We start from the raw sequence: 12,574 nt of genomic DNA, 5'->3' as shown, positions 1-12,574 counted from the left end.
TCGATAAGCTAATGCCTGCCTTTCTCACTAAACTAGGTAAATATGCTGTCCACAATGCAAGATCTCCCGTTGAACCTTTCTCGAATCTTGACACATGGTTCCACCCTGCTGGGCGAGACAAAAGTCACCACGTGGGAAAATGACACAACCCACGAAACTACCTTTGCCCACATCGGCGCTCGGGCTGCTGCATTAGCACATGCACTCAGAGATGAATTGGGTATCGACGCAGATCAACGTGTGGGCACCTTAATGTATAACTGCGCTGAACATTTAGAAACCCTTTTTGCAGTTGCCTGTATGGGAGCCGTATTTAATCCACTCAATAAGCAACTCATGAATGACCAGATACGGCATATCATTAACCACGCACAGGATCAGGTCATTATTGCCGACCAGCGCATGGCAAAACAATTGGGCACCATCCTGGCGCAAGGATGCCCCACTGTGAAATATGTAGTATTCATCGGCAGCAATGATATCAGTGCTGCTGTAGCGCATATTCCAGAAAATATCATCTGCTATTCCTATGAGGCTCTTCTCGACGGCAGATCCACAGACTATAAATGGCCAGTGCTTGATGAAAATACCGCTGCTGCATTATGTTATTCCACTGGTTCTAGCGGTGCACCAAAAGGAGTTGCTTACTCTCATCGCTCCTTATACTTGCAATCATTAAGTCTGCGTACCACAGATTCCATGGCTATCACGCACGGGCAATCATTCCTATGCTGCGTACCTATCTACCATGTTTTATCTTGGGGAGTGCCTATTGCAGCTTTCATGTCTGGCACCCCGCTCGTCTTTCCCAGTGTCAATGTTTCCCCGGCATCATTGGCAAAGGTCATTGCTGCTACTCACCCACGTTCTGCGCATGGGGTGCCAACAATCTGGATTCAGCTCATGGTGCACTACATGCATAATCCACCAGAGCGCATGAGCTTACAAGAGATTTTCGCAGGTGGTTCGGCTGTGCCACCCATGCTTATCACATTGTGGGAAGAACATTATGGTGTGGATGTTGTTCATGTGTGGGGAATGACAGAAACCTCTACAGCAATCACTGTTGCGCGACCGCCTTCTGGAGTATCCGGACAAACACGCCTGACCTATCGAGAAAGCCAAGGGCGATTCCCCGCGTCTATCGAATATCGCGTGGTTAACGATGGAGAAATCGTAAGCTCCACCGACCGGCACCAGGGTGAGATTCAAGTCCGAGGGAATTGGGTTACTGGCAGTTATTATCACTCACCCACCACAGACGCTGATGGCATTGCTGCATTATTCAGGAATGAACCTGTCGACGATGGTCCTGAACAATTCACTCTCGACGGTTGGCTACGCACCGGAGATGTCGGTTCAGTAACCTCAGACGGATTTTTAACAATCCACGACCGAGCACGAGACGTTATTCGCTCTGGTGGTGAATGGATCTATTCGACGCTACTGGAGAACGAAATTATGGCAGCGCCAGAGGTCGTAGAGTGCGCAGTCATTGGCCACCCAGACGAAAAATGGATGGAACGCCCATTGGCAGTAACAGTCTTAGCCAAAGGAATCGATGCCAATGCCGAAACTGCTGCTCTGCTACGCGATAAAATGCGTAATGCATTCCCAGCGTGGATGCTCCCGGAATACTGGACTTTTGTGGACTCCATCGACAAGACCTCAGTAGGAAAATTCGACAAAATAGACCTACGCAAACATCTCAATGATGGTGATTTCCAGGTCATTGCGTTGCCTGGTCCAGGGTATAAAGCTGGGAATAAAAGTTAAGAAAGCCGCTCCACGCTCACTGGCTCTGCTACGTCTAAAGACAGAACCCGCAAGCCCTCATCACGTGCTTGATCTAAAATTTTCTCATCTATTGGTGTAGTAGAAAGCACCATGATGGTTGGTCCTGCACCAGATAAATATGCAGCATAGCCTTTATTGCGTAGGCGATTCACCCATTCAGCGGTAACTGGCAAAACATCAGCGCGATACGGCTGGTGCAAACGATCCCTGGTCCCCTCCCACAATAATTCAGGGTGTTTTTGCAAGGCCACAGTCATCACTGCACAGCGCGATACATTAAACCGAGCATCAACATGGGTCACATCACTAGGCAGCACTCGACGCACAGCCTCAGTAGAAGCATGAAAATCTGGCACCAATGCTGTTGCTTTAATTTTTGGGTGAACGTCGATAGTAACTGCATGATATTGCGGTTGCGTACGACCATCTACCGGAACTTCTGTCCACGATACAACTGCAGCACCCAATACCGATGCCGCTGCATTATCCGGGTGCCCCTCAAAAGCCGAAGAAAGCTGCACAAGCTGCTGCTGTGTCAAAGGAAAACCAGCCAAACCATTAGCTGCACTCACCCCAGCCACTGCTGCAGCAGCTGAAGAACCAAGCCCCCTGGACTGCGGAATAGAATTATGGCAAACCACTTTAAGACCTGGCACCTGTGCCTGGGCACAACGTAAACCAGAACGAATTGCTTTGACTACAAGGTGAGAATCATCAAGAGGTAGTTCTCCTTCTCCCTCACCAGAAACTACTACTTCCAGCCCTTGCGCTATGACCTCCACTTCCACGGTGTCATACAGTGTCAGGGCTAACCCTAAGGTATCGAATCCAGGACCTAAATTGGCAGAGGAAGCTGGAACACGCACACGAACTTTTGTGCCTACAGGTATCTCAATGGGCATTTTATGCTCTTTCACTGGGTCACAAGGCGAATAACGCTGTTGATCTTCTTTACCGGTTCAAGCTGTTCCACCAAGGCTACAGTATGTGCCAAATCAGCTTCCCGAGCAGTATGCGTGACAAGAATCAGCCTTGAACTACCCGACTTTTCTTCCTGGCGTACTGTACGTAAAGAAATAGAGTGCTCCGCAAAAATCTTTGTAAGCAGCGCCAACACACCAATACGATCTTCAACTTCCATATCAATGTGATAGCAGGTAGGAACATCACCAAAACTTGCGATAGGCAAATTCGCATATGTTGACTCCCCTGGCGCACGCCCCCCAAACACTTTATTGCGCGCCGCACCAACAATATCGCCCAATACCGCTGACGCTGTAGGATTGCCACCAGCACCATTACCATAGAACATGAGTCGACCAGCAGCTTCTGCCTCCACAAAGACTGCATTGAAAGACTTATCGACGCTTGCCAAAGGATGAGAACGTGGAATCAGAGTTGGATGCACTCTGGCCGAAATGGACTCATTACCTTCCTCATCAACAAGACGCTCACAAATAGCCAACAGCTTAATGATATTGCCTGCTTGTTTCGCTGCCAGGATGTCCTCAGCCGATATTTTACTAATACCCTCACAGTACACATCATCGGAAGTAACCCGGGTATGGAATGCTAAGGATGCCAAAATCGCCGCTTTGCTCGCAGCATCATAGCCCTCAACATCTGCAGTAGGATCTGCCTCTGCATAGCCAAGTCTCATTGCCTCAGCAAGCATATCGTCATAGGAGGCACCGGTAGAATCCATAGCATCCAAAATAAAGTTCGTGGTGCCATTGACAATACCAGCCACAGACTGCACTTGGTCACCCGCTAAAGAACGACGCAACGGACCTACCACAGGAATTGCCGCGGCAACGGCAGCCTCAAAGTACAAGTCCACCCCTGCCTCATCAGCAGCTTGCGCTAATTCTGCAGAATGTGCCGCTACAAGCGCTTTATTGGCAGTAACAACAGATTTACCACTGCGCAATGCTTGAAGAACCAACTCTCGTGGGTAGTCAATGCCGCCAATAACCTCGACCACAATATCGACATCATCACGAGACACCAAGGAGCGAGCGTCGTCGGTAAGCAATCCTAAGGAAGCGGCAAAGGAATCACGGTGTTTTTCCATGTTACTTACCGCAACACCTTTAACCTCTAAAGGACCGCCAGCCCGATGTGCAAACTCATCTGCATTTTCCTGCATAAGACGAAGCACTTGGCTACCAACCGTACCGTAGCCAAGTAATGCAACACCTACCGACTCTCCTGCACCTTTTCCAGGATTAAACTGCGCTTGTTGTGTCATGGTGATTTAGTTTAATCTGTTTAATCCACAAAGGCACAAATAAAACCTGATAGGCATAATCACGAGACTTCAAGAGCAAAGAAATCATCAACGGTTTCCCTGCGCAGCATTACAGTTGCTTGCCCATCTTTGACGGAAAGCACTGCTGGGCGCATGAACATATTGTATCTACTCGATAAGGCATAACAATAAGCACCAGTAGCAGCAAAAGCGATATATTGCCCTGGTGTAATATCATCAGGCAGCTTGCGGTTACGCACCAAAATATCCCCTGATTCACAATGTGATCCCACTATCCGTGAATCTACAAGTTCCCCAGAGCAAAAACCATCAATCGCACGAACATCATATTCTGCTTCATACAACAGTGGACGCACGTTATCAGACATACCACCGTCGACGGCAATATAACGGCGTTTATTTTTCTCCGCTACTGAAACATCTTTGATAGTCCCCACCGTGTAAATACTCACGGCACTCGGTCCTACTATTGACCGCCCCGGCTCCACCATAACACGTGGTGGCTTCACGCCTAAGCGCTGAGCCGTATATGCCACCACGTCGATAAGCTCGCGTGCAATCGCAGCGACATCAAAAGGCGCCTCCTGCGCCTGGTACGCAATGCCAAAACCGCCGCCAAGATCGAGCACCTTCAAGACATCGGCACCAATTACCAAGGAGAGCTGCTGATAAAGCTGCAAAACACGCTCAGCTGCTAACTTAAATCCTTCTGCATCAAAAATCTGGCTTCCGATATGACAATGTAAGCCGCACAAAACCAGATTCTGTGCCTCATGGGCTTGCACTGCTGCCTGATATGCAGAACCAGATGCCAAGGAAAAACCAAACTTTTGATCTTCGTGACTCGTCGCAATGAACTCATGGGTATGCGCCTCAATTCCAGGCTTTACTCGAATTAGCACATCCTGGGTACGGCCACATTCTGCAGCAATCTCATCTAAGCGCTGTAATTCATAATAAGAATCAACGACAATTGTGCCTACGCCTAGACTAACGCACCTACGCAAAAACTCATCGCTTTTGTTATTACCGTGTGCAGTAATATCCTCTGGCGGAAAATCAGCATGTAATGCCACTTCTAATTCTCCCTGAGAAGCAACATCAATATGCAGTCCCTCCTCATGAACCCACCGAGCAATTGTTGTAGAAATAAAAGCCTTCGACGCATAGTGCACATTGCTTGCGCCAAAAGCACGAGCCATGTCTTGACACCGGGAACGAAAATCCTGTTCGTCAATCACCATGAGCACCGTGCCATATTCTTTGGCAAGTTCAGGCAACGAGACACCCGCAATGCTCACACTGCCATCAGCTTCACGACGAGCATTACGCGGCCACACATGAGCAGGTAAAGCATTGAAATCGCCCATAAGTTACATCCTCTCTGGCGCAGAAACCCCTATGAGCCCCAAAGCATTAGCCAGCACCTGACGGGTTGCTGCTGCTAATTGCAAACGCGCATAATGAATATCCTGAGTTTGCTCGTCCTGCTTAGGCAAAATCTGGCAAGAATCATAAAAACGATGGAATGTACCAGCAAGATCTTCAGCATACCGAGCAATACGATGCGGCTCACGCAACTGGGCAGCTGCTTTCACAATTGCCGGGAACTCCCCTAAGGTACGAATAAGATCGCCCTCACGCTCATGAGTAAGGACAGAGAGGTCAGATACTGTACCTTCAGCCTGAGTCACCCCGATATCGGCAGCTTTACGCGCAATCGAACATAAGCGCGCGTGGGCATATTGCACATAATAAACAGGGTTCTCATTAGTCTGCGCTGCCCATTGCCCTAGGTCAATGTCGATAGATGTATCCACAGAAGAACGCACCAAAGAATACCGTGCTGCGTCAATACCAATTGCCTCGACAAGATCGTCGAGAGTAACAACAGTACCCGCACGCTTAGACATACGCACCGGTGAGCCGTCCTTGAGCAGATTGACCAACTGGCCAATCAGTACCTCAACCTGCTCAGGGTTATAGCCCATAGCTGCAGCTCCAGCACGCAAGCGGGAAATATATCCATGATGATCAGCGCCGAGCATATAAATGCACAAATCATGACCACGCTCGAACTTATCCGCCACATAGGCAATATCACCTGCAATATAAGCAGCATCACCATCAGATTTAATGACCACGCGGTCTTTATCGTCACCATACTCAGTAGAACGCAGCCACCATGCACCATCTTTAAGATACAACTTGTCCGTATCCTTGAGCTTCTGTACCGCCTTATCGACGGCACCCGACTCAAATAATGAGTTCTCATGGAAGAACACATCAAAGTCAGTACCAAACTCATGCAATGACTCTTTAATATGCGCAAACATCATCTCCACACCAAGTGCGCGGAACGACTCATGCTTTTCCTGCGGCTGCTGTTCAAGAACCTGCGGATTGCACTGCACAATCTCACGGGCAATATCGTGAATATACTCGCCACCATAACCATCCTCAGGGGTTGGCTCGCCCTGAGCAGCAGCAATGAGTGAAAACACAAAGCGATCGATTTGGCGACCATGATCATTAAAATAATACTCACGCGTAACTTTCGCACCACTAGCAGCAAGAATACGCCCCAAGGAATCACCAGCAGCAGCCCATCGCGCCCCACCAAGATGAATAGGCCCTGTAGGGTTAGCGGAAACAAACTCTAGATTAACACGCTGACCAGCATAAAGATCACTTGATCCATAGTTATCCTTATACTCAAGAATCTGCGTCACGATTTGAGCCTGTGCTCCAGCAGCCAAACAGATATTAATAAAACCAGGACCAGCAATCTCTACTGTATCGATTGCTGAATGCCCTGACAGTGCGTCGGCAAGTAAAGTAGCAAAATCACGTGGTGGCAGACCCACTTTCTTTGCCACCTGCAAAGCAAGATTCGTAGCATAATCACCATGCGCAGCATTACGCGGACGCTCAACCGTAACCTGCTCAGGCAATGCAGCCGTGTCTAAACCTTTATCAGTTAAAACAGTAGTGGCTGTGTCTTTAATCAAAGTAGATAATTCTGCTGGTGTCATGACACAACAGTTTAGCTGATATTGACAGTGATACCTATCTTGATACCTGCCCAAGCGTCAAGATAAAAGTTGTGCTATACAAGGATACATAGGGTTTTCATCAAATAGATCTTCAACGACTCAGATCACCTAGGAGAAAACATGAAGCGCTCCGAGATCGAAAAAACCAAAGCAATCGTAATAACAGTCTTTGCTATTACATCATTTTTGCTTGTGCTATGGGTGCATGACTACTCTATGGCATGGCTACCACTTATCCTCGGTGCCCTCGCAGGCTGGTTCTGGTGGAAAACCGACCACTTTTCTCATTAAAACCACTAAAGGTTAAAGATTGTGGCGCATAAACTACACAAATCGCGAAAACCCATCATCACAATCTTTCTCTATTTCGTCGTCGCCCTGCTTTCCCTTTCTGCTGTCTGTCTCATCTACAGCATTGCCAATTTTCAATCCTATGCCGACGCTTTTGCCGCTACACACCCAGATTCATTCCATAACATTGACGATAAAACAATCACACACAGAATCGTCTTCGCAGCATTAGTATTGAGATTTTTAGCAGCCCTAGGTTGGGTTGGTTCCTTTTTATATCTCAAACGCTTCCTGCTCCACCATGAAAAATATCGCACACTCGTGATGATGGGATACAGCATTGTTTCCGTCGGAGGGTTTATCTACCTAAGTTTCCATGCCGAGCTGCACATTATCGCAATAATACGAGTAATTCAGGTAACAGTCTCTCTTCTAATGCTATCTTTTCTTATTATCTCCGTCATTAAAGAGACATAAACTCTACCCAAGGAACTCGCCCATGAAAGTTGCACTCTTTTCTACGTGCATTGGAGACGCACTCTTCCCCGACGCGTCCAAAGCCACTGCAGTGATTTTATCAAGACTCGGCTGTGAAGTAATTTTCCCGCAAGAACAAACCTGCTGCGGACAAATGCATATCAATTCAGGCTATCAAAAAGAAACCACAGCATTCATTAAAAACTATGTCGAAGCGTTTTCCGATAACTCCATTGATTATGTCGTAGCACCCTCCGGATCCTGCGTCGGAACAATCAGAGAACAACATGAACGCGTTGCCCGTCGTTATGGTACTCAAGCCTTAGCCGACGGTGCGAAAACCACAAGCGCGAAAACATATGATTTGCCTGAATTTCTAATAGATGTTTTAGAAACTGACCAACTCGGCGCATTCTTCCCACACAAAGTCACCTACCACCCCTCCTGCCATGGATTACGGTTTATCAAACTAGGAGATCGCCCCTATCGACTACTAAAGAACGTCGAAGGCTTAGAACTCATCGACTTGCCCAATAGCGAAGAATGTTGCGGTTTTGGCGGCACATTCGCCCTCAAAAATGCAGCAACCTCAGCAGCAATGGTCACAGATAAAACCAGAAATATCGAAAGCACCGGAGCTGAATATATTACTGGGGGCGACTCCTCCTGCCTCATGAATATCGCCGGAGCACTCTCACGCAAACGTGCAGGAATTCGCGCAGTGCATATCGCAGAAATTTTAGCCTCAACCAAAAAACACCCGCTCAGCCCCACTTCTGCCATCTATAGCAAAGAGGATATGCTATGAAAATCTCCCTCGGCTCACCCACCATGCCACCACGTGCCTCTGAAAACAGTGAACTACGCTCCGAACACAACTTTGTATATGCGGCACAAACTGGTTTGAGCAATGCTACACAACGAGCAAACCTCAAGAAAGCCACCACGACTATTCGCGATAAGCGCCTGCGCGTCACCAATGAAAAAGAAGATTGGGAGCAACTTCGCCAAGCTGGCTCGGATATTAAACGTGATGTTGGAGCACGCTTAGACGAACTACTCCTCCAATTCGAGCATGCCGTTACCCAACGAGGCGGGCACGTACACTGGGCACGGGATGGGCAAGAAGCCTGCGAGATTATCACACGCTTAGTGCAAGAAACCGGTCAACGCGACGTCGTGAAAATTAAGTCAATGGCCACAATGGAAATTGGACTTAACTCGCACCTCGAACAAGCAGGAATTAGCGCCCAAGAAACCGATCTGGCAGAACTCATCGTACAACTTGGCGACGATAAACCCTCACATATTCTCGTACCAGCCATACACCGCAACCGCGCAGAAATACGTGACATCTTCCTAAAGAAAATGCCACACACTGACGACTCCTTATCCACCAACCCGACTGATCTAGCCGAAGCATCACGAGTGTTCTTAAGAGAACAATTCATGAAAGCCAAAGTAGCCATCTCTGGCGCAAACTTTGGCGTAGCAGAAACCGGAACCATCACCATCATGGAATCCGAAGGCAACGGTCGAATGTGCTTGACCCTGCCAGAAACACTCATCACAGTCATGGGAATCGAAAAAATCGTACCCACTTTCCGCGACCTTGAAGTATTTTTGCAATTGCTCCCCCGCTCGTCGACGGGCGAAAGACAAGCACCCTATGTTTCCACATGGTCAGGCGTAACCAAAGGCGACGGACCACAAAACTTTCACATTGTTCTTGTTGACAACGGTCGAACTGCCGTACTAGCAGATGAAATCGGGCGCGAAGCACTCAAATGCATACGCTGCTCCGCCTGCCTCAACGTCTGCCCAGTCTATGAACGCGCAGGTGGGCACGCCTATGGCTCTACCTACCCAGGTCCAATTGGAGCCATCCTCACCCCACAACTGACTGGCATACACGATAAACATGATCCCAGCGCCTACCTACCCTACGCATCATCCCTATGCGGACGCTGCAATGAAGTATGCCCAGTGAAAATTCCGTTCACAGACATCCTATTAGAACTCCGGCACCAAAAAATCGAAAAAGACAAACCAAAAATTGAAGGTTCACTCATGGGCATCATGCAACTAACTTGGGGAAATGCCAAAGCATGGGACGCTGTCTCCCGCATGGTTTCGCTCGGGCGAATTCTCGGCTGGCGCTCACAGAAAATAACACACCTCCCCAGTTTTCTATCCGGCTGGACCGATAACAGAGACGTTGCATTACCCCCACGCGCCACATTCCGACAATGGTTCGAGACTCAACAAGCCCAAGAGCTACTGCGTACTGAAACAAAGGAAGCATAATGGATGCCAAAACCGAAATTTTGCAGCGAATACGCAATGCCAACGCACTCGCCCATGCCCAACCGACAACTATCGCGCGTAACTATACTCATAGCAGTACGCTGCCTAGTGAACAATTACGCGAACTACTCATCGAGCGACTCGTAGACTATAAAGCACAAATTGTTCGCAGCAGCGTCGACAAGCTCCCACAGCACCTTACGCGCCTGCTTCACGAACGCAATGCACACAACATACGCTACGCACCAGGACTAGACCCAACGCTTTTTGCAGACTTTGATGGCGTCGCCAAGCCCGATGACCCCGCCACAGATCCACGTTTGCTTAACGACGTAGATGCAGTGGTCACCGACTCGCATTCAGCCTCAGCGCAAACAGGCACAATCTGCTTAGAATCAGGCTCCGTCTGCGGCAGGCGAGCACTGACCTTAGTTCCCGACTGCCACATATGCATCGTGCGCATGGACAATGTGGTTTATGGTGTTCCCGAATTACTCAGTCGACTCAACCCCAATGTGCCTAACACCATGATTTCTGGACCATCGGCTACCTCAGATATTGAACTCAACCGCGTCGAAGGTGTGCATGGGCCGCGTACTCTCATCTGCATCATTGTCGACTAGAGCTAAGCGTTTATGTTTCTGCTACAGCAAGGTGATAGAATAACCGGCGTTATTCTTTGATAACGCCCGTCTCCGTAGCTCAGTGGATAGAGTATTGGTTTCCGGTACCAAGGGTCGCAGGTTCGAATCCTGTCGGGGACACCGATGTGGATAACTCGAGTACGAATGCGAGTTGTCCACAGCCTTGTGTTGAGGCTCTTTTATTGAATACGCCAATCAGTTACAGTATGCCCATGACGCTGTTGCATACTTACCTCCAGGCTCATGCCCAAGGCATAGCCCTGGTTGAAGCAGCATCACAGCTAGAAGAAAAAGACTTAACCGCCCTGGGGGCAGATCCCACCACCACCAAAAACTTGCTTGCACTGGCCAAAATCTATTTCGGCGATACGTCCTTTAGCCAGTACCAAACCCAGTGCATTGGCACTAGCCACAATCTAACCACCCTACTCGCCATCGAACGTTACGTATCAAGGATAAAAACCACACGGAATCAATGGGTACTGCGCGTAAAACTCTGCCAGACCCCAGAGCAGCATATTGCACACGTGGCAAAGCAATACATGCCCTCTACCACGCCCAAAGAAGGTATAAGGATTAGACGCAGAGATAATGGAGCGCCCATGACAGTGTCACTGACCGGGGCATCCACCATTCTGTCGGACTTTGTCAGCGCACTTGATGCTGATCAACCCATCGCTTCACTCAATGCACTGCTATCCGGTAATGCAGTACGCCCACAGACACAAACCCATATCATTATCCCACTAGACAAACTAGACAAAGTTACACAGGGCGATAATGACGTTATCGTGCATACTTCCCACGGCGCTACCATGACTGGGGCAGAATTCGTACAGCGAACACTAGAAGATGAAGGTTTCGCCACTCTGGTATCGCCAGTGCAAGGCGCAATAAATCTTTACCGTACCCGCAGATTCGCATCAACAAAGCAACGCATCATGCTCCAAGCACAATCGCACAGCTGTGCTTGGCCAGGATGTCGAAAGCCCATCGACAAGTGCCAACCCCATCACATCGTGGCATGGAAATACGGTGGCAACACCAACATAGATAACCTTGTGCCGCTATGTCCGTATCACAACGGAATCAACGACGACTATGCAGCGGCCCACAACTCAATCTCCACTAGACGCGGTTGGGTAACCAAATACAAAGGAAAACCGACCTGGAGCCCGCCCCAAACCATAACAAGAAACTGACCTCACAGACTCTGCATAAAACTGCAAGAGTCTCTCACGCATGCACAATTGCGCTGAGAAAATTGCTGATCGCCTCCTGGTCTTTGCGCTCTAAACGGTCAAATACGAGGCGTCGCACAGTTTCGACATGCTCAGGAACAGCACGGATGAGTCTTCTCTTTCCATTTTCTTCCAACACAATGCAAATTCCTCTGGCGTCTTTTTCGCATTTGTGTTTTGAGAGCAAACCTTTGCGCTCCATTCGCGTTACCTGATGAGAAGCACGACTGCGATCCCATCCCAAAATATCGCATAGTTCGCGTAGCCGTAGCGACTCCCCAGGGGCTTCAGATAGGCACACGAGCACAGCATACTCTGCAGAGCTAAGCCCTTCTGATTCCTGAAGTGACGCATCTATCGTGCGCTCGATTTTGTTGTTGGCGGCCAAAAGCAACCGCCAAAACTTTTGCTCGTCGTCGCTTAGCCAACGTGGCTCGAAAGGATAATCAGAAAGGCTCGTATTCACCCTTTTACTGTAGTCCTTGAAAG

Annotated in this window: 12 protein-coding genes and 1 tRNA gene; 8 read left to right on the top strand and 5 right to left on the bottom strand. The window is 48.7% G+C overall.

Translation table 11 applies throughout. The features are described 5' to 3' along the window. Positions 1–42: 42 nt before the first annotated feature. On the top strand, positions 43–1,776 hold the full coding sequence (locus tag FQV43_RS03745; protein ID WP_146338960.1) for a long-chain fatty-acid--CoA ligase: 1,734 nt from the start codon (positions 43–45) through the stop codon (positions 1,774–1,776). Here FQV43_RS03745 and thrB read toward each other — a convergent pair. The 4 genes from thrB to argS are packed head-to-tail and all read right to left on the bottom strand — an operon-like array spanning position 1,773 to position 7,104. Beyond that, positions 1,773–2,699: a homoserine kinase gene (thrB, locus tag FQV43_RS03740; protein WP_146338958.1), complete on the bottom strand. Its 927-nt coding sequence runs from the start codon at positions 2,697–2,699 to the stop codon at positions 1,773–1,775. The two genes, FQV43_RS03745 and thrB, sit on opposite strands and share 4 nt — an antisense overlap. A gap of 11 nt (positions 2,700–2,710) precedes the next feature. Then, positions 2,711–4,048, bottom strand: a complete 1,338-nt coding sequence (locus FQV43_RS03735; protein ID WP_146338956.1) for a homoserine dehydrogenase — start codon at positions 4,046–4,048, stop codon at positions 2,711–2,713. A 59-nt stretch (positions 4,049–4,107) separates the two neighbouring features. Then, positions 4,108–5,439, bottom strand: coding sequence for a diaminopimelate decarboxylase (gene lysA / locus FQV43_RS03730; protein WP_146338954.1), 1,332 nt, complete (start codon positions 5,437–5,439; stop codon positions 4,108–4,110). Between the two features lie 3 nt (positions 5,440–5,442). Beyond that, on the bottom strand, positions 5,443–7,104 hold the full coding sequence (gene argS / locus FQV43_RS03725; RefSeq protein ID WP_146338952.1) for an arginine--tRNA ligase: 1,662 nt from the start codon (positions 7,102–7,104) through the stop codon (positions 5,443–5,445). A gap of 141 nt (positions 7,105–7,245) precedes the next feature. On the opposite strand from argS, the gene FQV43_RS10105 reads away from it, so the two are divergent. The 7 genes from FQV43_RS10105 (at position 7,246) to FQV43_RS03695 (ending at position 12,046) form a co-directional block, all read left to right on the top strand. Then, entirely contained in the window at positions 7,246–7,416 is a 171-nt protein-coding gene (locus tag FQV43_RS10105; protein WP_168195033.1) for a hypothetical protein, read from the top strand. A gap of 21 nt (positions 7,417–7,437) precedes the next feature. Further along, positions 7,438–7,893 carry a hypothetical protein gene (locus FQV43_RS03720; protein WP_146338950.1) on the top strand — a complete coding sequence of 152 codons (456 nt, stop codon included), beginning with the start codon at positions 7,438–7,440 and terminating at the stop codon, positions 7,891–7,893. 22 nt (positions 7,894–7,915) lie between these two features. Further along, a complete protein-coding gene (locus FQV43_RS03715) occupies positions 7,916–8,701 on the top strand; it encodes a (Fe-S)-binding protein (RefSeq protein ID WP_146338948.1) in 786 nt (261 codons plus the stop codon). Continuing rightward, on the top strand, positions 8,698–10,200 hold the full coding sequence (locus tag FQV43_RS03710; protein WP_146338946.1) for a LutB/LldF family L-lactate oxidation iron-sulfur protein: 1,503 nt from the start codon (positions 8,698–8,700) through the stop codon (positions 10,198–10,200). The genes FQV43_RS03715 and FQV43_RS03710 overlap by 4 nt, the downstream gene beginning before the upstream one ends. After that, complete coding sequence (locus FQV43_RS03705) at positions 10,200–10,823, top strand: LUD domain-containing protein (protein WP_146338944.1); 624 nt, start codon at positions 10,200–10,202, stop codon at positions 10,821–10,823. Before FQV43_RS03710 ends, FQV43_RS03705 begins: the two co-directional genes overlap by 1 nt. Positions 10,824–10,891: 68 nt before the next feature. Next, positions 10,892–10,964, top strand: a tRNA-Arg gene (locus FQV43_RS03700). A 92-nt stretch (positions 10,965–11,056) separates the two neighbouring features. Next, positions 11,057–12,046, top strand: a complete 990-nt coding sequence (locus tag FQV43_RS03695) for an HNH endonuclease signature motif containing protein (RefSeq protein ID WP_168195032.1) — start codon at positions 11,057–11,059, stop codon at positions 12,044–12,046. Positions 12,047–12,080: 34 nt separating this feature from the next. Here the strand turns inward: FQV43_RS03695 and FQV43_RS03690 are convergent, their stop codons facing one another. After that, positions 12,081–12,551, bottom strand: a complete 471-nt coding sequence (locus tag FQV43_RS03690; protein WP_144274558.1) for a MarR family winged helix-turn-helix transcriptional regulator — start codon at positions 12,549–12,551, stop codon at positions 12,081–12,083. Between the last annotated feature and the right edge of the window lie 23 nt (positions 12,552–12,574).

The organism is Corynebacterium sp. sy039 (genome assembly GCF_007904105.1).
In the GTDB taxonomy this organism is placed as follows: Bacteria; Actinomycetota; Actinomycetes; order Mycobacteriales; family Mycobacteriaceae; genus Corynebacterium.
Note: the sequence above shows the minus strand (reverse complement) of the source record. Positions and strands in the feature narration are given on the sequence as shown.